Consider the following 22809-nt stretch of genomic DNA (forward strand, 5'->3'; position numbering starts at 1 on the left):
CAAGTGCGTTATTTACCTGGGAGGCACGGCATGAATCACGTAATCACTGTAGTGTACTATTTTGTTTTTTCGGTCTTGTTAGTGGGCTGTTCAAGCGGATTGACTCAAGCGTCAGCCCCCCCCGCAGCATCGGCTGGCACCGTGACCTTATATTTTGATGATGGCACGCCGCAATGTACTTTTCAGGCTGCGTCGGCTGTTCATGCGTTTCCGGAGGCCCCCCTGTCAGATAGCGGGCTTTGCAAGTATCTGAAAGGCGGTGGTCATATAAGATTAAACGATTTGCCTTCGGCCACCCGATTATGGCTTGTCAATGGACGCCCAAAAATAGGGCAGCTCCCCGTCAATCCAAGGCTTTGCCATTTATCTGAATCTGATGCTTTTAGCTGGTGGCAGTTGACGACCATTAAAAACCCTACCACCACTGACCCCTCTATAAATGGAGGGCGAGTCAGGATCGCTGACCTGAAGACCTTAAACATCGGTGATGTCGTGGTTCCTGGCCTTAGGCTTACGGATCATCAGGTCTATGCTAGTTCTACAGAGCCGGACCAAGTGAACTGTTTAATTATCGAAATATCACCCCTGTCAAAAGTCGAAGTCCCTTCCAACTTTGCAGAACCCGCCAAAATCACCCTCGAGGGTGCCAACGGTGAAAACCATTGCACCCTTGATTTCAAGACCCAAAACTACGTATTCAAAGGCAATGCCTATTGCAACAATGATGAAGCGATAAAGCTAGAGCTTGAACACGCGCCTTCTGCCTCAAACATCCTGCTGTTCGATGATTACACGTGCGACCGCAACGATGACGGCAATTACTTCTGGGTTTATCTGCGAACCATAAAAGAAGACGTGTCGACAGTTAACCTTATCGACCTTGATGACATCGCTGCGACACCGATCGGCAACGTAGTTGCCCCTGGGATCAAGTTAATGGATCGCTATCAAAAGCCGGGGGAGTCCATGAAAAAACGCACGTCGTGCGTGCAGATCCAAGTGGATGCTCCACCGCTGCCCCCGGTAAAAAAACCTTAACCTGATCGCTTATTTGAGGCATGCCCATGTCCACCACCACCTCACTGCACTCCAACGCCTTCAACTTCATGAGTTTCCTCAGCAGCGGGGTCGATCCACGTACCGGGTTGTACACCGCCTCGATCAGCCTGCCAGAGCTCAAGGCCAATGACCTGGCCGGCCCTTTCGTACCCATCACGCTGGCCTTCAGCCCGCTCAATACCCGGGACTCCGGCTACGGCTTTGGCTGGAACCTGCAACTCTCCCAGTATGACCCCGTCACACGCATGCTCTCGCTGAGCAGCGGCGAGTCGTTCAAAGTCACCCACACCAGCGTCGGCGGTGACCGGTTGTTGATGAAGGAGCAGAAACTCGACAGTTTTCACGTTCATGACACCGGCGGCGACACCTTCAGGATCGTCCACAAGTCCGGCCTTGTGGAGCGGCTTCGGGTCGGTGGCAGTGCTGATAACCGACTGGCCCTGCCTTACGAAATCAGCTCGCCCGACGGGCGTGCGGTGTACCTGGCCTATGACTATTTCAATGGCCAGCAAATACTTGCGTCTGTCAGCGATAGCCAGCGCACCTTGCTCAGATTGACGCGCGAAAACCGGCGGGTTGAAATCACCCTCAATCCGGACCTGTTCCCCACACGCTTTAGCATGGAACTGGCCGAGGATGATTTTCGTGTTGCGAAGGTGGTGCTGCCCACCAAGGACGCAGCCTGCTGGCGTTTTCGTTACGAGCGTCTGAACGGCCTGTTATGCATTATCGACGCCTGGACCCCCAGCGGTGCTCACGAAACCGCGCGCTATGACGACGCCGGGCATTTGTTCCCCGGTACCCTCGCGCGTCCGGCCCTGCGTCGAGTCACCGAACACGTGAGCGACCCGGGGCAAGGTCAACCGCCGATCAGGACCCGCTATGGCTATCGCGCTCACAACACGGTCAATACCCACAATTTTCTCGGCAACAACGCCGCCGGGCTGATCTGGGAAGACAACGGTGAAGACAACCTGTACCGCATCCGTGGCGACTATCAGTACGGCACCACCGAAAGCCTGATCGTCGGCAATCAGGTGGTGCGCAACGTCGAGCGCAGCTTCAACCGCTTTCACCTGCTGACCGAGGAAACCACCACCCAGGGCGATAACGTGAAAAAGACCCGCACGGTCTATCACGCGCTCGAACAAACCGATTTCGACCAGCAACCGCCTTACTTCCAACTGCTCAAAACCGTGACCACAGGCTGGTCGCTGCGCAGCAATGCCAGCCAGGTGCGTTACGAAACCGTCAGCAGCGACTACGACAACTTTGGCAACCTGACGCGTCAGGTCCAGCCCAGCGGCGTGGTTGAAACCAGCACCTGGTACCCGGCAGAAGGCGAAACACAGGGCGAGTTTCAGTGCCCGCCAGACCCGCAAGACTTCGTGCGCCAGGTCCGGACCCGCACCGTGACACCCGCGCCGTCCACTTATGGCGAAGCTGCGCCGGTGCTGAGAACCCGCTTTGTTTATGACACGATGGCACCGGTCAGCGGTGCATCACAACCCTGGCTGGTGCTCACCCGCGAGACGCTGCTCAGGGTGCAGGGCGACTCGGAAACGACCCTGCACACCACCGGCCATCTCTACATTCAGCAGCCGGAGGATGCGTTGAGCCACGGTCGCCCCTTGCTGGATACGTTCACGCTCAACGGCATCAGCACCCTGACCAGTTTTGCCTACAGCAAGTCCCTGAGTCGGGCGGTGAAAAAAGGTAAACAAGCCGAAACCGTGCTCAAGACTACCCAGACCCTGAGCAGCACACTGGACAGCCACACCCGGACCATCAATCTGGAACACTCGCTGCTCAACGGCGAGCCGCTGCTGACCCTCGACGACGCCAAGGTGGAAATTCGCTACACCTATGACGCGCTGGAGCGTATCACCAGTGAAACCGTGGCCCCGGACACTTCCTACGAAGCCACTCGCCATTATGCCTATGGACTGGTGGCCGCCGATGGCCAGATGGCGCATCAGGAGGTGACCGACGTCAAAGGCGTGACCACCCGCAGTGAGCTGGACGGGCTGGGCCGGGTGTTTCGCGAAACGCGTCAGAACACCGAAGGTGATGGGCTCATGCGTGACACCTACGCAGCGACGTACGACGCCCGGGGCCAGTTGCAGACGGAAACCCGCTACGACTGGCTGGACGAAAAGCAAAAGACGCTGACCCTGACCAGCACCTTCGGCTACGACGACTGGGGCCAGCAGGTCAGTGAAACAGGACCGGACGGGGTGGTGGCATTTCAGCAGACTTACCAGCAGCTCGGCACCTCAGGCCCTGAGCAGCACGAATGGCGACAGACCAGCCTCGCGGCGACTGAGCAATATGGCCTGACGGTCACCCGGCTCAACCCGTTTGAAAAGCCTGAAAGCGTCGAGCGTTTTACCCAACAAGGGACGACGGTCAGCAAACAGATTTACCGTTACGATGGTCTCGGCCGCACAGTCGAAGAGGTCGATGCGCTGAATCATGTCACCCGATACGGCTACGATGCGTTTGATCGCATGATCAAAACCACGCTGCCTGGCGGTGCATCGGTCACGTGTGAGTATGCCGTTCACAGCATCGAGGACCTTCCGACGGCGATCAGCGTCGACGGCTACATTTTGGGTCGGCAATCCTTTGACGGGCTTGAGCGTCGATATAAGTCGGTCACCGGAGGCCGTGAACAGATGTTTACCTTCGAAACGGGGCAGACCCAGCCTAAAACCGTGCGCACAGCCAGTGAACAGACCATCGAGTATATGTACCTCCCATCACTGAGCGATCAGCCGTTACAGCGCGAAATACTGGGCAGTGGAGCTTCTGCCACTTATACATACGATTCAAAAGATGCACGCCTGAGCAGTTGTGAGGAGCAGGGCCAGGGGTTGACACGTGATTACTCCACCATAGGTGAACTGAAACGCGAAACCCGCACCGTCGGCGCGCAGACGTGGACCATGCATTACCGCTACAGCCTGATGGGGCTGCTTATGGAGTACACCGATGTGCTTGGGCAGGGCCAGAGTTACACTTACGATGGGGCAGGGCGTCTGACGGAAACCCAGCTTGGGGACATCACGTCGACGTTTAGTTACGACTCGCTGGGCCAGACGTGTGACATCGAGACGCTGGAGGGGCCCAATAAAGTCGCGGTCAAACTCATCTACGACGAGTTTGGCCGCGAGGTGCAGCGTGACTTCGATCTTGGCGGCGTACAGCAAGTCATGACTCAGGTCTATGATGCGAATGACCGGATAAAGCAGCGCACGCTAGTTGAGGGTGGCACACTGCTGCGCGATGAAGGCTACACCTATGACGCTCGCGGGCGGCTGACTCTGTACACCTGTTCTGGCAGCCAACTGCCTGTCGATCCCTACGGCAAATCCATACAGCGACAATTATTTCGTTTCGATAACTTCGACAATCTGAGCGAGGTTCAGACCGTGTTTCCAGGCGGTACTAATGTGGCGACTTATCACTACGCGGACCGGCAGATCGACCCTACTCAATTGCTGGGCGTTACCAACACGCATGACGAGTATCCAGAGCTCGTCCTGAGCTACGATGCTGACGGCAATTTGATTCAGGATGAACAGGGCCGTACCCTGCGTTACGACGCATTGGGTCGCTTGCTGGAGGTCAGTGTCCCGTCGATACCAGGCAAGCACAGCGATCACGAGTATCGTCACGACGCGCTGGACGTGCTCGCAGCGCGTGAGAATTCACAGGGTGTCGAGCAGCGTTTCTACCAGGACGGCAAGCCCGTCAATCAGATCAGTGGCACTCAGCAGCGCACGTTCATGCGCGGTGGCGATGGTCTGCTGGCCGATCAGCAAAGTGGCGCTGGCGCGGCAACGCGGTTGTTGGCAACCACTCTGAGCAACACCGTTCTGAGCGAGGTTGTCTGCGGCGCAAAACATGACAGCGCTTATACCGCCTATGGCTATCGCAGCTCCGATGAACCTCCCGGGGGGACAGGGTTCAATGGCGAACTGACCGAGAGCGATACTGGCTGGCAACTGCTGGGCAATGGCTACCGGGCTTATAACCCGGTGCTGATGCGCTTCCATAGCCCGGACAGTTTGAGCCCGTTTGGGGAGGGTGGGTTGAATGCTTATGTGTATGTTGGGGGGGATCCGGTGAATGGGGTGGATCCGTCGGGGCATGTTACGGCTCAACAGTTGATTATCCGTCGTTATGGCGCAAGGCCTCAGAGTCTATCAGCTTCGCCCGGCAGAGTAGTCGGGAGCTCAAAGCAAAGTGCTGCGGTAACGACACGCTCCCCAAACGTTATTAAGCCTTCCGAGAATTTCAATTTCCCCGAGGGCAACGCTACATTCTTTAACGGCAAATGGGAAATGTACTCTAGCAATAAGCGTTTTCCAGGGCGGCGTGACGCAGAAATTCACTTGGGGGCAAGTAGCAATCTGCAATCAAACTCCGAAAATCTTGGGTCCTATGCTCCTCCACTTGCATCTGGTAGACGAAGAGGAGCTTTTGTTTTGGAGAGAGGGGGCGGAAATGTACATACCTCTCTTTTTCCCCAGCTACCTGATGGACGAAGAGGGGCCTTTGTCATGACAAGCGCTAATACCGCTACAGCGGCACGAAGTGCACAGAGTTTTTCAGGGTCTGAGCCGGGTTCTGATAATGGTATACGAGCGTCGATTAATAACAACAAGGTTGAGAACTCGTTAAAGGGCCTCTCATCCGTGTACGGTGGACATACTAATATTCAAATTGCGAGTTTTACTATCAGGTTTTACTCATAAGAGCTGGACAAAAGCTCGGAATTAATTTCGAGCTTTTTGCATACTGCGTTCCGATATAAATAAAAGATGATTCACTCCCCCAAAATCACCCCCTGCCTGATCGCCATCACCAGCGCCGCCTTCAACGACGTCACCCCGAACTTGCGGCGGATATTGCTGGTATGAAAATGCACGGTCGCTTCCGAGCACCCCTGTATTCGTGATATCTCCCAGGCGGATTTGCCGATGGCTACCCATTCCAGGACTTGTCGTTCCTTGACAGTCAGATGGACAACGGCGGGCGTGGCCGGGGAGGGTGGTACGGTGTCGGGCGGTTTGCCCTTGTCGCGAAGCATAGTGAAGTCCTTTCCCTGAAGATCGCCGCACCACGATACCCCCAGAGTCGACATCGCGAACCTGACAGAAATGACAGCGCTGGCGCGTGCGCATACGCCGTGCCGTCTGGCCTGTAGCGTTTTTTTACAGCTTCTTTACGCCCGGCGCCGACTGTCGCTATCGCGCCTTTACGCCCTGCCTGCGGACAATCTCTTCACGCGGCCTGCGCCGTATCGGTGTTGCCTGATGGGGGAAATTTCAATGAGCGTTATGGATGGTATCTCTCTGCTGATGGGAGTCGGGCTGTTCATCTATCTGCTGGTGGCGCTGTTGCGCGCCGATCAGAGTCAGGAGTGATCATGCACAGTTACGATTATCTGTTGATCCTGGCCTTTCTGGTCCTGTTGCTGGCACCCGCGCCGTGGCTGGGGCGGTTCTACTATCGGGTCATTGAAGGCGAGCGCACCTGGCTGAGCCCGGTGCTGGGGCCGGTCGAGCGTGCCTGTTACCGGATCTCCGGGGTCGACCCGAAAACCGAGCAATCCTGGAAGCAGTACGCTTGGGCCTTGCTGGCATTCAACCTGGCGGGCTTTGTCGTATTGTTTGCGATGCTGATGATGCAGGGCGTACTGCCCCTCAATCCGCAGCAACTGCCGGGCATGGAGTGGTCCCTGGCATTCAACACCACCATGAGCTTTGTCGCCAACACCAACTGGCAGGCCTACAGCGGCGAAGCGTCGCTCAGCTACCTGAGCCAGATGGCTGGCCTGACCGTGCAGAACTTCGTCAGCGCCGCAACCGGTCTGGCGGTGCTGGTTGCGCTGTGTCGTGGCATCAGCCGTCGTTCTTCGCAGAGCCTGGGTAATTTCTGGGCTGACATGACCCGCGCCACGCTTTATGGGCTGTTGCCAGTCAGTCTCGTACTGGCCGTGTTTCTGGTCTGGCAGGGCGTGCCGCAGAACTTCGCCCATTACATTGATGCGCTGACCCTGCAAGGTGCGGATCAAAGCCTGCCAATGGGCCCGGCAGCCAGCCAGATAGCCATCAAGCAACTAGGCACCAACGGCGGCGGCTTCTTCGGCGTCAATTCGGCACACCCGTTCGAGAACCCGACCGCCCTGAGCAACCTGTTCGAGCTGGTATCGATCCTGCTGATCCCGGCTGCGCTGGTGTTCACCTTCGGCCATTATGTCAAGGACATGCGCCAGAGCCGGGCCATTCTCGGTTGCATGCTGGCCCTGTTATTGATCGGCGGTTCGGTGTCGCTGTGGGCCGAGTACCAGCCCAATCCGGCGCTGAACATCACCGGCGTTGAACAGGCCGCACCGCTGGAGGGCAAGGAAACCCGCTTCGGCACTACCGGCACCGTTCTCTGGTCGGTTGCCACCACGGCGGCCTCCAACGGCTCGGTCAACGGCATGCACGATAGCCTCAATCCGCTGACCGGCATGGTTGCGCTGGTCAACATGATGGTCGGCGAAGTCATTTTCGGCGGCGTCGGTGTAGGCCTCAACGGCATGCTATTGAACGTGCTGATCGCCGTATTTCTGGCTGGGTTGATGATTGGCCGCACGCCCGAATACCTGGGCAAAAAGCTTCAGGCACAGGAAGTCAGGCTGCTGGTCGCGACCCTGCTGGTGATGCCGGTGGGCGTGCTGGTGCTGGGCGCGATTGCCGCCAGTCTGCCCGGACCGGCAGGTGCTCTCAGCAACCCCGGCGCGCACGGTTTCAGTCAGTTGCTGTACGCCTACACCTCGGCGACGGCTAACAACGGCTCGGCGTTCGGCGGTTTCAGTGCCAATACCGTATTCCACAACCTGATGCTCAGCCTGGCGATCTTTATCGGCCGCTTTGGTTACATCCTGCCAGTGCTGGCGCTGGCTGGCAGCCTGGCCATGAAGAAAACCGCCCCTCAGGGTCAGAACAGCTTCCCGACTCATGGCCTGCTGTTCGTCACCCTGCTGACCGTCACCATTTTGCTGGTGGGTGGTTTGACCTTCCTGCCGACCCTGGCACTGGGGCCGATTGCCGAACACCTGAGCCTGGGGTTCTGAGGAACCGATCATGAGCACTACTGAAATTTCAAGACGTGATGCTGTAAAAGTCGCCGAACCGCAGATCCCCGGCGAGTCGGTCAGGACCGGCATTGCCGCCTTGTGGCGTCCGGCGTTGGTACAGGCGTTCGTCAAGCTCGACCCGCGCCAGTTGAAGCGTTCGCCGGTCATGCTGGTGGTCGAGCTGACTGCCCTTCTGACCACCGTGCTGTGTGTCATCCCCAACCCGCAAGTGCCCACTTCGGTCTGCGTGCAGATCGCCTTGTGGCTGTGGTTCACCGTGCTGTTCGCCAACTTCGCCGAAGCCTTGGCAGAGGGGCGTGGCAAAGCACGCGCTGATAGCCTGAAGGCAGGTAGCGAAGGGCTCAAGGCGCGTATCCGCGACGAAAATGGCAGCCTTCGTACCGTCAATGCCAGCGAATTGCGCAAGGGCGATATAGTGCGTGTCGAGGCCGGGGAAATGATCCCCGGCGACGGCGAAGTCATCGAAGGCATCGCGGCGGTCAACGAGGCGGCTATTACCGGTGAATCGGCACCTGTGATCCGCGAGTCCGGCGGCGACCGCTCGGCTGTCACGGGCAACACCCGACTGGTCTCCGACTGGCTGCTGGTGCGTATCAGCACCAACCCCGGTGAATCGACGCTCGACCGCATGATCGCACTGGTCGAAGGGGCCAAACGCCAGAAGACGCCCAACGAAGTGGCACTGGACATCCTGCTGATCGGCCTGACCCTGATCTTCCTGCTGGTGGTCATCACCTTGCAGCCGTTCGCCCATTTTGCCGGTGGCAGCCTGCCGCTGGTGTTTCTGGTCGCGCTGCTGGTCACGCTGATTCCGACCACCATCGGTGGTCTGCTGTCGGCCATCGGTATTGCCGGCATGGACCGTCTGGTACGCCTCAACGTGATCGCCAAGTCCGGTCGCGCCGTGGAAGCTGCGGGCGATGTGCATGTGCTGTTGCTGGACAAGACCGGTACCATCACCTTCGGCAATCGGCGTTGCGCTGCCGTTTACGCAGCGCCCGGCGTGACCCCGAAGGAACTGGGCGAGGGTGCCTTGCTGGCATCGTTGGCCGACGACACGGCTGAAGGCAAATCCATCGTCGAGTTCCTGCGCAACCTGCACCCGATGAACGAGCCCACCCTGAGTTCGGTAACCGCTGTGCCGTTCAGCGCCGATACACGCCTGTCCGGTGTGGACTATCAGGGCCATGTGTACCGTAAGGGCGCGGTGGATTCGCTGCTGGCGTTCATCGACCTGCAGCGCAGCGATCTGCCGCCCGCGCTGGCACGTGAGGTCGACAAGATTGCCAAGACCGGGGGGACGCCATTGCTGGTCTGCGCCAATGGTCGACTGCTGGGTGCGATTCATCTCAAGGACGTGGTCAAACCGGGCATTCGCGAACGCTTTGAAGAACTGCGCAAACTCGGTATCCGCACCGTGATGGTGACCGGCGACAACCCGCTGACTGCTGCGGCGATTGCCGCCGAGGCAGGCGTGGATGACGTGCTGGCCGAAGCCACACCGGAGAAGAAGCTGGAGCGCATTCGCCAGGAACAGGGCGAAGGCCGTCTGGTGGCGATGTGTGGCGACGGTGCCAACGATGCACCTGCGCTGGCTCAGGCGGACGTTGGCATGGCAATGAACGACGGCACCCAGGCCGCGCGTGAAGCGGCCAACATGGTTGACCTCGACAGCGACCCGACCAAGCTGCTGGACGTGGTGCAGATCGGCAAGGAATTGCTGGTTACCCGAGGCGCACTGACCACCTTTTCGATTGCCAACGATGTGGCCAAGTATTTCGCCGTGCTGCCTGCGCTGTTTGCTTCGATCTACCCGCAGTTGGGCGTGCTCAATGTCATGCAGCTGGCCAGCCCGCAGAGCGCGATTGTCTCGGCCATCGTCTTTAACGCGCTGATTATCGTGGTGCTGATTCCGCTGGCCCTGCGTGGCGTGCGTGTCCAGGCGGCCAGCGCCGCTCACCTGCTGCGTCGCAACCTGCTGATCTACGGCCTGGGCGGGATCATCGTACCGTTTCTCGGTATCAAGCTGATCGACATGCTGCTGGTCGGCCTCGGCCTTGTTTGAAGCCTGTGCTGCATGCCGGTCGGCGTGCAGCCTCACCTGATTGAGGATGTGCAGATGTCCAGTGTATTGCGTCCGGCCTTGAGCCTGATCGTGTTGATGAGCCTGATTACCGGTGTGGGGTATCCGCTGGTGGTCACCGGAGTGGCGCAAGTGGCGTTTCCGGCGCAGGCCAATGGCAGCCTGGTGTATGACGAGGCCGGCAAGGTGCGCGGCTCGGCGCTAATCGCCCAGTCGTTCATCGGTGATGAGTGGTTTCAGTCGCGCCCGTCGGCAGGCGCGTTCGCCACGGTGGCCAGTGGCGCGAGCAACCTTGCGCCGAGCAACCCGGCGCTGGCGACACGCGTCACGGAAGAGGCTGCCAGACTGGCGAACCCTTCTCAAGGCCCGGTGCCGCTGGCCTTGCTGACCACTTCCGGGAGTGGCCTTGACCCGCACCTTTCCCCGGAAGCGGTTGCCTGGCAGGCCAGTCGCGTGGCGACAGCGCGTCAGTTGCCGCTGGACAAGGTGCAGGCGCTGATCGACGCCAACACTCAACGTTCTTTGATCGGCCCGCCAGTGGTCAACGTATTGGCCTTGAATATGAGCCTGAATCAGTTACCGTCTGCACCGCGCAACGCACAGTTGTAACAAACTGCGCCGCGCATGCAATAGATTCACTACGCTGTGACTTATCAGAGAGAGGTGGTAACCAAGGTGAGTGATTCCGGTCGAGCTGACGCATTGCTGGCCCAGTTGCCCCGTGAAGGGCGCGGAAGGCTGAAGGTTTTTCTCGGTGCTGCTCCAGGGGTAGGCAAGACCTACGCGATGCTTCAGGCAGCTCATGCGCAGTTGCGTCAGGGTGTGAAGGTGCTGGCGGGCGTCGTGGAAACCCACGGCCGTGCGGAAACCGAGGCACTGCTCAATGGCGTGCCGCAACAGCCTTTGCTGCGCACCGAATACCGCGGCATGATTCTCGAAGAAATGGACCTTGATGCCTTGCTCAAGGCAGCGCCAGCGCTGGTACTGGTGGATGAACTGGCGCATACCAATGCGCCCGGCAGTCGGCATGCCAAGCGCTGGCAGGACATCCAGGAACTGCTCGCTGCGGGCATTGATGTGTACACCACGGTCAACGTTCAGCACCTGGAAAGCCTGAATGATCAGGTGCGCGGCATCACCGGGGTGCAGGTGCGTGAAACGCTGCCGGACTGGGTGTTGCAGGAAGCCTTCGACCTGGTACTGATCGACCTGCCTCCCCGCGAACTGCTGGAGCGACTACGCGATGGCAAGGTTTACGTGCCGGAACAGGCGCGCGCGGCCATCGATGCGTTTTTCACCCAGACCAACCTCACTGCGCTGCGCGAAATGGCGATGCAGACGGCTGCTGCCCAGGTTGACAACGATCTGGCGCAGGGCTACCGGCAACTGGGCCAGTCTGCGCCTGCGGTACGCGGGCGGATGCTGGTCGGCATCGATGGCGATGTGCATGCCGAGCGCCTCGTGCGTCATGCCAGTCGGGTTGCCCAGCGTCGCCATCTGCCGTGGAGCGCGGTGCATGTGGACGATGGGCAAACCCTGGACGAGCAGTCCCGCGCGCGTTTGCAAGGCGCTCAGCAATTGGCTGAGCGACTGGGTGGCGAAGCGGTTTCACTGCGCGCCGGGGAGGTCGCCAGAACGCTGGTGCAGCATGCCATCGAGCGGCGGGCCAGCGTAGTGCTGGTTGGCCAGTCGCGCCGACACTGGCGTCGGCGTTTGTTTGGCGGTGGCGTTGCAGCGCGTTTGCTGCGCGAAGGGCACGGGCTGGAAATCTCGGTGCTCGACGACAGCGAGGCGCTGCCTGATCAGCCGCCGCGGGCACGCCCGGCCCGCGAAGTCGTGTGGTTCGATTATGCGCTGGCCTTTGCGGCAACGCTGATCGCCAGTCTGGTCGCCTGGGGGGTGTCGGGCGTGCTGGCGCTGCCCAATATTTCCCTGATCTTCCTCGCTGCGGTGTTGCTGGTCGCAGTGCGCAGTAGCATGGGGCCAGCGCTGGCTTGTGCGGGGCTGTCGTTTCTGGCCTATGACTTTCTGTTCATTCCGCCGAGCTTCTCGCTGAACATTCAGCGCGAGGAAGACGTCCTGACGCTACTGTTCTTCCTGCTGATGTCGGCCTTGACCGGCAAACTGGCGGCACGCCAGCGCAGGCAGCTGCAGGCATTGCGCGATACCCAGGAACAGACCAGCGAGCTGCTTGACCTGTCACGCAAGATGACCGCCGCCACTGACCGCAAGGCAGTGCTCAACGCCGCCGAGCAGCATTTTTCCGGCTGGAAGGAATTGTATTTATGCCTGGTCGATCGTGACGGGCAGGGCGGCTGGGTGGTCGAAACCGGTGGGCCACTGACCTTCTCGGAAGCCGAGCGTGCCGCCGCCGACTGGGCCTGGCAACATGATCAACCGGCTGGCAGCGGCACCGGTACGCTACCGTCCGGGCGTTGGTGGTGGTGGCCGATCACCGCAGAAGAGGGGCCATTGGCCTTGTTGGGCGTCAGCGCGCGCGAAGGCCACTCGTTTACCGCGCAGCATCGACGCCTGCTGGCAGCGCTGACCCAGCCACTGGCGCAGGCGCTGGCGCGCGCGCAACTGGCGCAGGAGCTTGAGGCGGCGCGCCTGCACGGTGAAACCGAGCAATTGCGCAGTGCCTTGCTGGCCTCGGTCTCCCACGACTTGCGTACACCACTGACGTCAATGCGCGGCAGCATCGACAGCCTGCTGGCCCTGGGCGAAGCCATCCCTCTGGAGGATCGCCGCGAGCTGCTGGAAGGCACGCGTGATGAAGCCGAGCGCCTGGATCGATACATCCAGAACCTTTTGGACATGACTCGCCTGGGACACGGCGCGCTGAAACTCGCCCGTGACTGGGTGGCGCCTGCCGATATTGTCGGCAGTGCGCTCAACCGGCTGCGTGCGGTGCTGGCACCGTTGCAGGTCAGCACTCGGGTGACCGGCGAGCTGCCCTTGCTCTACGTGCATGCCGCACTGATCGAACAGGCGCTGGTCAATGTGCTGGAAAACGCCGCACGTTTTTCGCCCGTCGACGGGCGCTTGCAGGTCGCGGCGGGCGTGGTCGGCAGTGAGCTGTTCTTTTCGGTCAGTGACGAGGGGCCAGGCATTCCCGAGGATGAACGGGCAAAGATTTTCGACATGTTCTACACCGCTGCACGCGGCGATCGCGGCGGGCAGGGTACGGGGTTGGGCCTGGCGATCTGTCAGGGCATGATCGGTGCGCACGGGGGGCGTCTTGCGGTCGAGGAAGGCATTGACGGGCAAGGTACGCGCATCACTTTGTTTCTGCCGTTGCAGACCCAGCCCGATGTGGACATGGAGGAGTCAGCTTGAGCCAGGCGGCGACTATTCTGGTTATCGATGACGAGCCTCAGATTCGTAAGTTCCTGCGCATCAGTCTGGTGTCCCAGGGCTACAAGGTACTGGAAGCCGCTACCGGCACGGACGGTCTGACCCAGGCAGCCTTGAACAAGCCGGATTTGCTGGTGCTCGACCTTGGGCTGCCGGACATGGACGGTCAGCAGGTGCTGAGCGAGTTTCGCGAGTGGTCGGCAGTGCCGGTACTGGTGCTTTCAGTGCGCGCCAGCGAAGCTCAGAAAGTTCAGGCACTGGACGCCGGGGCCAATGATTACGTGACCAAGCCGTTCGGCATTCAGGAGTTTCTGGCCAGAATCAGAGCGCTGCTAAGGCAGGCTTCGGGCAGCGACAAACCGGAGTCTGCCCTTCAATTCGGGCCGCTGACCATTGACCTGGCTTATCGTCGTGTGCTGCTCGAGGGGCACGAGGTTGCATTGACCCGCAAGGAGTACGCGGTGCTGGCGCAGTTGGCACGCCATCCCGGACGCGTCATTACCCAGCAGCAATTGCTCAAGGATATCTGGGGGCCGACACACACCGACGACAGCCACTATCTGCGTATCGTGGTCGGGCATTTGCGGCAGAAACTGGCAGATGACCCGACCGCTCCGAGGTTCATCCTCACTGAGCCTGGAATAGGCTATCGTCTGCTGGCTGACCACTAGATGAAAAAAGCGGTAACACGCCCGTGGCACGGCACTTTTATCGGCCCGGACCGTCAAAGCCGCACACTCTCCCAGTTCACTCTTGAGGTAACACCCCCCATGAAAGCCTTTATCTGTCTGCCATTGCTTGTCTTGGTTCTTGCAGGTTGTGCTGGCAAGACCGGGTATCGGGACAGCTGCGCCACCCAGCTTGATGCTGCCTGGCATGAGCTTGATCTGGCCAAGGCCGAAGGCTTCGCCGGCACCGTCAGCTACTCCAAGGCCTTGTCGTTGCTGACGGGTGCCAAGACTCAGCAGCAGTTCGAAGCGTTTGAAGGCTGCACCGAAAAAGCTGAAAAAGCGCGGTTTTACATCCGCGAGTCGCGCGCTGGCCGTTGATCGTGGATGATCACATGTGGCGTTGACTATCGTGTCTGTGCCCTTTGAGGGGTCAAAGTGAGCAAAGTCCCGGCCCCGTCTGACTGTCGTACCAATTCGTCGGAATGCAGTCCTTGACGCTCTGCGTCACACCGCGGTTCTGTGGTGCCAGGAAGATCGGGTTTCGATTCGCGTCAGCTTTTCGCCCTTCGGCGAGTTACTTTGATGGACCAAAGTAACCAAACCCCCGGGCTCCCTTTCCGGCCCGACTTCCTCGGGTTTTTTCGTCCTGTCACTGATCCGCGGGTCGCCGCAACGGGCCATTCATGGCCCGGATAAGCGCCAGGCCTCAGCCGTCACTTACGTCGCATTCTGCGTCGTCAGTGCCATCGTGGTTGAAAAGTACTGCGTTGGCAGGGAGCACATGCAAGTCATGAGATGACTATCGTCCCTACGCTCCCGCGTGCGGACGCAGTTCGTGACGCTCTGCGTCACAAATCTTCAGCCTGTCGAGGCAGTAGACCTAACCAACTCTGGCGAAACGGCCTACGCTCACTTTAAAGTGTTCGGACACTAGCATCGCTTGCAGTCCCACAGTCATGAAGCAGTTGCCGGAAGGGGCTTTTCGATGGGTAGAAAACTCGATGCGTGCCTGAGCGCCATCAATGAAGTGGTACTTGGCAAGGAAGTACAGGTACGGCTGGCGATGACTTGTCTGATCGGTGGCGGGCATTTGCTGATCGAAGACTTGCCGGGGATGGGCAAGACGACCCTCAGCCATGCGCTGGCGAAAATCCTCGGGCTGAGTTATCAGCGTATTCAGTTCACCTCCGACCTGCTCCCGGGTGACATCCTGGGGACGTCGGTGTTTGATCGGGACAGCGGACAGTTCACTTTCCATCCCGGACCGATCTTTGCCGAGCTGGTGCTTGCCGATGAAATCAACCGCGCCACGCCCAAGAGTCAGAGCGCGTTGCTTGAAGCCATGGAGGAGGGGCAGGTTTCCATCGAAGGTGAGACACGTCTGTTGCCCGATCCGTTTTTTGTGATTGCAACCCAGAACCCGTTCAGTTCCGGTGGCACCTTTGCCTTGCCCGAGTCGCAACTGGACAGGTTCATGATGCGCATCTCCATGGGCTATCCCGCCAGAGCGGCAGAAAAGGCCTTGCTGCTCGGCGAGTCACGCCGCGAATTATTGCCCCGTCTGCAACCGATTCTGGATCACGCCATGCTTGGCCAGCTTCAAATGCACGCGCGGCAGGTACGCGCCAGCGATGCGTTGGTCGATTATGTACTGCGGCTGGTCGAGGCGACGCGCAGTCAGCCGCAATTCGCTTACGGGCTGTCGCCCAGGGCGAGCCTGGCGATTCTGGCCGCTGCGCGGGCCTGGGCGATGTTGCTGGGCCGTGACTACGCGATTCCCGAGGACGTGCAGGCGGTGCTGCCTTCGGTGATCGGCCATCGGCTGCGCGAGCGCAGTGACCCTACGGGACATGGCGGCGGTGCGCTGGTGCAGTGGTTATTGCGCGAGGTGCCGGTGCTTTGATCGAACCGTTCAAACCGTTCTGGCAACGCTGGCTGGCGAGACGAATCCCTCCGGCGTCACGCATCACGCTCGACCACCGACGCATTTTCATCATGCCGACGCGCATTGGCATGACCTTCGCGCTGGTGCTGGTGCTGATGCTGCTGGTGGCGATCAATTACCAGAACAGCCTGGCCTACGGCTTGACCTTTTTACTGATGTCGGTAGGGGTGCTGGCCATCTTGCACACCTATCGCAACGTCAGCGGCTTGATCCTCAGTGCCGGCGTGACGCGTTCGGTATTCGTCGGCGAGCCGGTGCAACTGCGTCTGCGGCTGGAAAGCGCAGGCCAGGCCCACCATGCACTGGGGTTGGGCTGGACCGCGACAGCATTGCAATCAAGCGATGTGTCGTCTCGCGGGCTGACCGACCTGGAGCTGACCTTGCCGGCCGAAAAGCGTGGCTGGCTGCAGGCGCCAAGGCTGCGGATCGAGAGCGTCTTTCCACTGGGCATTTTCCGCGCCTGGAGCTGGCTGGATCTGGAGCAGAGCGCCTTGATCTACCCTCGGCCATTGTCCGGTGCGATGCCATTGCTCAAGGGCGCACAGCCCCATGCCGAAGATGACGGTCAGGCTACCCAGGGGGCCGGTGTCGATGATTACCAGGGGTTGCGCAGTTACCAGACGGGGGATAATCGCAGCCGCCTGCACTGGAAAGCGTATTCCCGAGGCCAAGGGTTACTGGTCAAGGACTTCACTGACTTGAGTGGTCATGACCTGTGCCTGGACTTCATGGCGCTGGGCGGTGACATCGAAGAGCGGCTGTCGCGCCTGTGTTATTGGGTGCTGGAACTGTCCCGGCGTCGCCAGCCATTCGCCTTGCGTCTGCCGGGGTTTCTGTCGATGGTGGACAGCGGCGATGCACATCGCGAGGCCTGCCTGCGGGCACTCGCTCTGTACGGTCATCGCGCATGAGCGACACGATCAAAGCGGTTGCCGCCCCGCCGATCGGGCGTGTCAGTCTCACCTGGCTGCTATTGGCGCAGGCACTGGTGGTGTTGCCGTTCGCGCTGCACGTGCCCGTGTCGATCATGCTGCTGTGGTTGGGCTGTACGTTCTGGCGGGTTCAGGTGTTCGGGATGCGTGCCCGGCTGCCCGGCACCTGGGTCAAGTCAGGCCTGCTGGTGGGCACTGCCGGTGGTGTTTATCTGGCGCGTGGCAGCCTGGTCGGGCTGGATGCAGGCGCGGCGTTGCTGGTCGCTGCCTTCGTTCTGAAAATGCTCGAAATGAACAACCGCCGAGACGCACGGGTGCTGATCTTCCTCGGCTTCTTTTGCGTGGCGGTCGGCTACCTGTTTGAAGACAACCTGCTGTGGGCGCTTTTCAGTCTGTTACCGGTCGGCGCGTTGCTTGCCGCGTTGATCGGTCTGCAGCAATCGGATCTGGCTGGCAGGTCAACCGACACGCTCAAGCTGGCATTCAAACTGATGGCACAGGCAGCGCCGCTGATGCTTCTGCTGTTCCTGTTTTTTCCGCGTCTGGACCCGCTCTGGTCGCTGCCGCAACCGAGTAACAAGGGCGTCACCGGGCTGTCCGACAATATGGCACCCGGCGATATGGCGGAGCTGAGCAAATCGCCAGCGCTGGTGTTTCGTGCCAGCTTTGAAGGGCCGATACCGGCGCGCAAACAGTTGTACTGGCGTGGCCTGACCCTCGAGCAGTTCGATGGGCGTCGCTGGTCACAGTCGGCACGCGCTCAGACTGTGCAGATCCCGCAGTGGAACAAACGCGGCGATCCACTGGCGTACAGCATTGTCATGGAGGCCAGCGGTCGGCCCTGGCTGCCGAGCCTCGACGTGGCTGAAACCACGTTGCCGGACGTTCGTCTGATGAGCGACTTCCGTCTGCAACGCAGACGTCCCGTCGAACAGTCGCTGCTGTATGCCGCCAAGTCCTGGCCGCAGGGCATCCGTGACCCGCAATCGGCCGAGCAGGTCCAGCGCCAGAACCTGCAACTGCCAGCCAGGGGTAATGATCAGGCCCGGCAATGGGCCGATGCACTGCGCCGTCGTTACACCACGCCGGACGCTCTGGTCGCTGCCATGCTCGGTTATTTCAGTGATCAGCCGTTTCACTACACCCTCAAACCGATGCCGCTGGGCAACGACAGCATTGATGAGTTTCTGTTTGCGAGCCGCCAGGGTTTTTGCGCCCACTACGCAGGTGCCATGACCTTTGTGCTGCGCGCTGCGGGTATTCCGGCGCGAGTCGTGGCCGGGTATCAGGGCGGCGAACTGAACCCCGACGGCCAGTACCTGACCGTGCGCCAGTTCGACGCGCATGCCTGGGTGGAATACTGGCAGCCGGGTGTCGGCTGGCGCAGTGTCGACCCGACTGCAACCGTGGCACCGCAACGTATCGAGCAAGGGCTGGAGCAGGCGCTGGCGGCAGACGAAGCCTTTCTTCAGGATTCGCCACTGTCAGCCTTGCGCTATCGCAACGTGCCCTGGATCAACGCTGTTCGCCTGAGTTGGGATAACCTCAATTACGGCTGGCAGCGCTGGGTGCTGGGCTATCAGGGACAACAGCAGTTACAAATTCTTGGCCGCTGGTTTTCGGGTTTTCAGGCACCGGTTTTCGCCTTGGGAACCTTGTTTTCGCTGGGCCTGATCGCGTTGTGGCTGTTCAAACCCTGGCAGCGCGAAAGCGACTTGCAACTGCGGGCATTCAACGCCTTTGAACGCTTGCTCGCCCGCCATGGTCTGCGTCGTATGCCGGGTGAAGGCGCTGAAGCATTCGGACGCAGAGCGGTGTTGTATTTTCCGCAGCACGCCGAGGCCATCGAAGCGTTCGTCCGCGAATTTCAGGCGCAGCGATATGCTGGGCGTCTCGCCTCGGCCAGTCGCTTGAGGCATGCGTTGAGCACGCTGCGCCGTGGTCTGCCATGGAGGTTGTCAGCCGTCAGGGACAGGCATTCATGAATGAGTGTGTCGAAGGGGAATTGCATGTCTTCAATGGTGGATCATCTGGTTGCCGAAGTGCTGGCGCTGGATGTCAGATTGCTCGCGTGCCAGGCACGTCTGGCGGTTTCGACGGACAGCGAAGCGCTGCATGATTTGCGCACGACAGTGCGTCGCCTGCGCAGTGTACTGCGGCCGCTGCGGGAGAATTCGGCTGCCGCAGAGCTGGAGGAGGCGGCCAGGGCGGTGGGGCAACTGACCACGCCGTTGCGTGATATGCAGGTACTCGCCGCGTTTCTTGAAGAGCAGGGCTTGAACGAAGCGGCTTTCAAACGCAATCAGTACCTGGAAACTACTTGTCCAGGGGTGGCGAAGTCGGCTGAACTGATCCTTTTGCTCAAGCTGATCGACCGATTCCCGGCGTTGTTGCGTGAGCAACAGCGCCAGGGAGCGTTGCGCGGTTTGCGCAAAACCATCGAAAAACGAATGGACAAACAGTGGAAAAAGCTGCGCGTGGCCATCGCCGAGCCGGGGCATGATCGGCATGACCTTCGATTGCTGATCAAACGCGTACGTTATGCCGCCGAAGCCTACCCGCAACTCAGCCATCAGCCGAAAAACATGCAGGCCCGGCTCAAGTCCGCACAGGGCGAACTGGGCGACTGGCACGATCACCTGCAATGGCTGGCGCAGGCTGCTGAACAGGCGGATCTGGCACCGTGCGTACCTGGCTGGCAGATCGGCATCGTACGTGCCGAGCGCAAGGCCGAAGCATCGCTCAAACGACTGGCCAAGGCGTGTTTTTAAAGTCTTGACGATCTATGAGGAAATAGGTCATTCAGGCCGCAATTATGGCCAATATGCGGCATGTCGTGGAGTAAGAGGATGGTTATCATCCATCCACTTGTGAGCCGACTTGCTGGAGTAAGCATGACCTTTTCCGAACTGATCGATGCCGTGCGTCACGATCCGCATGCTGTCAACATCCCTGCTGAGTGGTCCCAGGGGCGCGCCTGCTTTGGCGGATTGATGGCGGCGCTGACCTACGACGCGATGCGTGCCGAAGTCCCGGAAGGGCGGCCGGTGCGCTCGCTGGCGATTACCTTTGTCGGGCCGGCCGAGCCCGGAGTGCCGATTGCCTTCGAGGTCGAAATTCTGCGTCATGGCAAGGCTGTCAGTCAGGTGCTGGGACGCGCCGTGCAGAATGGTCAGGTGATGACACTGATACAAGGCAGCTTTGGCGCACCCCGGCAATCGATGATTGCCGTTGCCGCAGACGCCGCGCCAGTTCTCAAGCCGGTTGATCAATGCCCGGAGCTGCCTTTTGCCAGCGGGGTGATGCCCGATTATTTGCGATTCATGGATATTCGCTGGGCATTGGGTGGCATGCCGTTCAGCAATACGCCGTCACCGGCAATTGGCGGGCATGTGCGCTTTCGCGATGAGCCGTACGCCAGCTCGATGAACGAAGCTCATATTCTGGCGCTGGTCGATACTTGGCCGCCGGCAATATTGCCGCACCTGAACGCGCCGGCACCGGGCAGTTCGTTGACCTGGACCATCGAGTTCATTCAGCCACAGCCGTCGCTCGACACGGTGCAATGGTGCAGCTACCGCGCAGTCATCGAACATGCCCGAGACGGATACGGCCATATCGCCGCTGCATTGTGGGGCCCGGATGGCGAGCTGATTGCAATCAGTCGCCAGACGGTAACGGTGTTCGGCTGACAGACAGGACTGGCTAGGGTTTCTGATGAGAGCGGGCTGCGTCCTTGCGCTGAAAAACCAGCGCCGCCACCAGTCCGATCACGCCGATGGCGATTGACGAAAGGCTTTCGGAAAACAGGCCGTTGAGTATCAGCAGGGTGGCCAGAATGAACAACGGCACGGCAATCAGGTACAACGCCAGACTCGCCGAGTGTTCCTGGTTGTCGTTGCTGTCATGCCATTGGGTCAGTTGCAGATCGGGAAGTGGCTTGTTCATGCTGAGGTCCTCTTCAGGGTAACGCGTGAAGCGTCGTTTGATGCCTGAAGCATAGGCCCGCTCCCCGATCACCACGAGTCAAGTCTGTCTATCGCCGCGATAGCCTGTTACAGCTTGAGCTGGCCAATGGCGGCATTCAGCTCGCCTGCCAGTGTAGCGAGTTCGTCACTGGTGTTCGCTGATTCCAGCGTCTGGACCACCGTGCGTTCTGTGACATCGCGAATACTGACCACGGCCCGGTTCATTTCCTCGGCCACTTGACTTTGCTGCTGCGCTGCAACGGCGATCTGCGTATTGCTTTCACGCATCTGCGCCACGGCACCGGCAATAGCCGCCAGTGCTGCGCCTGCTTCCCTGGCCTGTTGCACGCATTCATCGGCCTTGAAGGAGCTCTCCTGCATGAAATCCACCGCATCGCGTGTGCCGCTTTGCAGGGTCGAGACCATCGTGGTGATTTCGTCGGTCGACGTCTGTACCCGTTTGGCCAGGTTGCGTACCTCATCGGCTACCACGGCAAAGCCCCGGCCCATTTCCCCGGCGCGTGCGGCTTCGATGGCCGCGTTCAGGGCCAGCAGGTTGGTTTGTTCGGCAATACTGTGGATCACGCTGACCACTCCGTTGATCTTATGGCTGTCTTCGGCCATGCGCTGGATCATTTCGGCGGTCTGCTGCACGCCGCTGGAAAGCCCGGCGATGGACAATTGGACGCGGTCGACCACCACTTTGCCACTGCCCGCCAGCGCGTCGGCTGTCTGTGACTGATCGCGGGTCGCCGTGGCGTGCTGAGCGATGTGGTGGACAGTGGCGGTCATCTCGTTGATGGCGGTGGCCACCTGATCGGTTTCGCCCTGTTGACCGAGCATTCCCTGACGCACATCTTTCATGCCCGCCGCCAGATACGCAGCCCCCTGATCGAGGCGGCCAGCCGTCTGCGAGACCGTATTGACCACCCGCTGATAACCGGCCTGCATGGCGTTGAATGCTTTGGCCATTTGCCCGACCTCGTCGTTACCCTGGTTGGGCACGCGGACTGACAAGTCACCGCTTTTCTCGACGTGCAGCATCACGTCCTTGAGCGCGTTGAGCTGGCTGAGCAGAAAGCGGATCAGCAGTTGCGAGGCGCCGAGCATTAACAGCATCAGCACGAACACGGCAACTGCGTAATGACTGAAGCGATCCTCGAATACCTGTCGCAAGGTCGGCACAAAGACCAGCGCCGCAATCTGCTGACCAGTGTCACGGGTGACGACCTGCGCGCCGTTCAACAGTCGATCGCCGAAGGTTCGACTCAGTTTGACCCAGTCGCGGCCGTCAGCCAGTTCAGGCAGCGCAAGGGTATTGAAGGACGGTGTCTGCCCTTTGCTGTAAGTCAGCACTGCATCGCTGGAGGGCAGGGGAGCGTCGGCAGGCCAGGCTGCAAGCAACTGTGCCAGCGCGTACGCGGCCTGGCGCGAGGTGTCCGCGCGTGCCTGTTGCTCCGTGTGCATGGCGTAAAGCACCAGCAACAGCGTTGTGACGAAGGCGACCGCATTGACGGCCCAGAATTTATATTTCAGCGACAGGTTGCCAAGCCATGAGCCCATGAGTGGTCTTCTTTGGTAATCGTGTGGAGTAGCAGCAAGATGCCATCACGATGCCTCAGCCATGAAAGAACTCTT

General features: G+C 60.0%; 17 protein-coding genes. 14 read left to right on the plus strand and 3 right to left on the minus strand.

Translation table 11 applies throughout. The features are described from left to right. Nucleotides 1-30 precede the first annotated feature (30 nt). Together MME58_RS10480 and MME58_RS10485 are read left to right on the plus strand one after the other, a co-directional pair. Complete coding sequence (locus MME58_RS10480; protein ID WP_082427469.1) at nucleotides 31-1038, plus strand: hypothetical protein; 1008 nt, start codon at nucleotides 31-33, stop codon at nucleotides 1036-1038. 26 nt (nucleotides 1039-1064) lie between these two features. After that, nucleotides 1065-5822, plus strand: a complete 4758-nt coding sequence (locus MME58_RS10485; RefSeq protein WP_241409128.1) for an RHS repeat-associated core domain-containing protein — start codon at nucleotides 1065-1067, stop codon at nucleotides 5820-5822. Nucleotides 5823-5893: 71 nt separating this feature from the next. Here the strand turns inward: MME58_RS10485 and MME58_RS10490 are convergent, their stop codons facing one another. Continuing rightward, nucleotides 5894-6211: a helix-turn-helix domain-containing protein gene (locus tag MME58_RS10490; RefSeq protein ID WP_054986259.1), complete on the minus strand. Its 318-nt coding sequence runs from the start codon at nucleotides 6209-6211 to the stop codon at nucleotides 5894-5896. A gap of 187 nt (nucleotides 6212-6398) precedes the next feature. On the opposite strand from MME58_RS10490, the gene kdpF reads away from it, so the two are divergent. The 12 genes from kdpF (at nucleotide 6399) to MME58_RS10550 (ending at nucleotide 20895) form a co-directional block, all read left to right on the plus strand. Further along, nucleotides 6399-6494, plus strand: a complete 96-nt coding sequence (gene kdpF, locus MME58_RS10495) for a K(+)-transporting ATPase subunit F (RefSeq protein ID WP_003406089.1) — start codon at nucleotides 6399-6401, stop codon at nucleotides 6492-6494. A gap of 2 nt (nucleotides 6495-6496) precedes the next feature. Further along, the gene (gene kdpA / locus MME58_RS10500) at nucleotides 6497-8191 is read left to right on the plus strand and encodes a potassium-transporting ATPase subunit KdpA (RefSeq protein ID WP_055005941.1); all 1695 of its coding nucleotides are present in this window, start codon (nucleotides 6497-6499) and stop codon (nucleotides 8189-8191) included. A gap of 10 nt (nucleotides 8192-8201) precedes the next feature. Next, the gene (gene kdpB, locus MME58_RS10505) at nucleotides 8202-10280 is read left to right on the plus strand and encodes a potassium-transporting ATPase subunit KdpB (RefSeq protein ID WP_055005940.1); all 2079 of its coding nucleotides are present in this window, start codon (nucleotides 8202-8204) and stop codon (nucleotides 10278-10280) included. Between the two features lie 54 nt (nucleotides 10281-10334). Beyond that, nucleotides 10335-10907, plus strand: coding sequence for a potassium-transporting ATPase subunit KdpC (gene kdpC / locus MME58_RS10510; RefSeq protein ID WP_055005944.1), 573 nt, complete (start codon nucleotides 10335-10337; stop codon nucleotides 10905-10907). Between the two features lie 66 nt (nucleotides 10908-10973). Continuing rightward, the gene (locus MME58_RS10515; protein ID WP_055005943.1) at nucleotides 10974-13637 is read left to right on the plus strand and encodes a sensor histidine kinase; all 2664 of its coding nucleotides are present in this window, start codon (nucleotides 10974-10976) and stop codon (nucleotides 13635-13637) included. Further along, complete coding sequence (locus MME58_RS10520; RefSeq protein ID WP_054986262.1) at nucleotides 13634-14326, plus strand: response regulator; 693 nt, start codon at nucleotides 13634-13636, stop codon at nucleotides 14324-14326. The genes MME58_RS10515 and MME58_RS10520 overlap by 4 nt, the downstream gene beginning before the upstream one ends. A 99-nt stretch (nucleotides 14327-14425) precedes the next feature. Then, nucleotides 14426-14704 (plus strand): hypothetical protein, encoded by a 279-nt coding sequence (locus MME58_RS10525; protein WP_054986263.1) that lies wholly within the window; start codon nucleotides 14426-14428, stop codon nucleotides 14702-14704. Nucleotides 14705-15311: 607 nt separating this feature from the next. Next, nucleotides 15312-16229, plus strand: coding sequence for an AAA family ATPase (locus MME58_RS10530; protein WP_054986781.1), 918 nt, complete (start codon nucleotides 15312-15314; stop codon nucleotides 16227-16229). Further along, nucleotides 16199-17182 (plus strand): DUF58 domain-containing protein, encoded by a 984-nt coding sequence (locus MME58_RS10535; protein WP_054986780.1) that lies wholly within the window; start codon nucleotides 16199-16201, stop codon nucleotides 17180-17182. The genes MME58_RS10530 and MME58_RS10535 overlap by 31 nt, the downstream gene beginning before the upstream one ends. Then, entirely contained in the window at nucleotides 17179-19188 is a 2010-nt protein-coding gene (locus MME58_RS10540; RefSeq protein WP_055005939.1) for a transglutaminase TgpA family protein, read from the plus strand. Before MME58_RS10535 ends, MME58_RS10540 begins: the two co-directional genes overlap by 4 nt. Before the next feature lie 33 nt (nucleotides 19189-19221). Then, nucleotides 19222-19974 (plus strand): CHAD domain-containing protein, encoded by a 753-nt coding sequence (locus MME58_RS10545; protein WP_055005938.1) that lies wholly within the window; start codon nucleotides 19222-19224, stop codon nucleotides 19972-19974. A gap of 123 nt (nucleotides 19975-20097) precedes the next feature. Next, entirely contained in the window at nucleotides 20098-20895 is a 798-nt protein-coding gene (locus MME58_RS10550; RefSeq protein ID WP_055005937.1) for an acyl-CoA thioesterase, read from the plus strand. A 13-nt stretch (nucleotides 20896-20908) separates the two neighbouring features. On the opposite strand, the gene MME58_RS10555 is transcribed toward MME58_RS10550, so the two are convergent. Together MME58_RS10555 and MME58_RS10560 are read right to left on the minus strand one after the other, a co-directional pair. Beyond that, nucleotides 20909-21151 carry a hypothetical protein gene (locus tag MME58_RS10555; protein ID WP_054986782.1) on the minus strand — a complete coding sequence of 81 codons (243 nt, stop codon included), beginning with the start codon at nucleotides 21149-21151 and terminating at the stop codon, nucleotides 20909-20911. A 107-nt stretch (nucleotides 21152-21258) separates the two neighbouring features. Further along, nucleotides 21259-22734, minus strand: coding sequence for a methyl-accepting chemotaxis protein (locus tag MME58_RS10560; protein WP_055005936.1), 1476 nt, complete (start codon nucleotides 22732-22734; stop codon nucleotides 21259-21261). Nucleotides 22735-22809 lie beyond the last annotated feature (75 nt).

It is taken from the genome of Pseudomonas syringae pv. tagetis, assembly GCF_022557255.1.
GTDB lineage: Bacteria > Pseudomonadota > Gammaproteobacteria > Pseudomonadales > Pseudomonadaceae > Aquipseudomonas > Aquipseudomonas caricapapayae.

Excerpts from the sequence above, each read along its gene's own strand:
- MME58_RS10480 (WP_082427469.1), top strand. The coding sequence starts at position 31 with ATGAATCACGTAATCACTGTAGTGTACTATTTTGTTTTTTCGGTCTTG.
- MME58_RS10485 (WP_241409128.1), top strand. The coding sequence starts at position 1,065 with ATGTCCACCACCACCTCACTGCACTCCAACGCCTTCAACTTCATGAGT.
- MME58_RS10490 (WP_054986259.1), bottom strand. The coding sequence starts at position 6,211 with ATGTCGACTCTGGGGGTATCGTGGTGCGGCGATCTTCAGGGAAAGGAC.
- kdpF (WP_003406089.1), top strand. The coding sequence starts at position 6,399 with ATGAGCGTTATGGATGGTATCTCTCTGCTGATGGGAGTCGGGCTGTTC.
- kdpA (WP_055005941.1), top strand. The coding sequence starts at position 6,497 with ATGCACAGTTACGATTATCTGTTGATCCTGGCCTTTCTGGTCCTGTTG.
- kdpB (WP_055005940.1), top strand. The coding sequence starts at position 8,202 with ATGAGCACTACTGAAATTTCAAGACGTGATGCTGTAAAAGTCGCCGAA.
- kdpC (WP_055005944.1), top strand. The coding sequence starts at position 10,335 with ATGTCCAGTGTATTGCGTCCGGCCTTGAGCCTGATCGTGTTGATGAGC.
- MME58_RS10525 (WP_054986263.1), top strand. The coding sequence starts at position 14,426 with ATGAAAGCCTTTATCTGTCTGCCATTGCTTGTCTTGGTTCTTGCAGGT.
- MME58_RS10530 (WP_054986781.1), top strand. The coding sequence starts at position 15,312 with ATGGGTAGAAAACTCGATGCGTGCCTGAGCGCCATCAATGAAGTGGTA.
- MME58_RS10540 (WP_055005939.1), top strand. The coding sequence starts at position 17,179 with ATGAGCGACACGATCAAAGCGGTTGCCGCCCCGCCGATCGGGCGTGTC.
- MME58_RS10545 (WP_055005938.1), top strand. The coding sequence starts at position 19,222 with ATGGTGGATCATCTGGTTGCCGAAGTGCTGGCGCTGGATGTCAGATTG.
- MME58_RS10550 (WP_055005937.1), top strand. The coding sequence starts at position 20,098 with ATGACCTTTTCCGAACTGATCGATGCCGTGCGTCACGATCCGCATGCT.
- MME58_RS10555 (WP_054986782.1), bottom strand. The coding sequence starts at position 21,151 with ATGAACAAGCCACTTCCCGATCTGCAACTGACCCAATGGCATGACAGC.
- MME58_RS10560 (WP_055005936.1), bottom strand. The coding sequence starts at position 22,734 with ATGGGCTCATGGCTTGGCAACCTGTCGCTGAAATATAAATTCTGGGCC.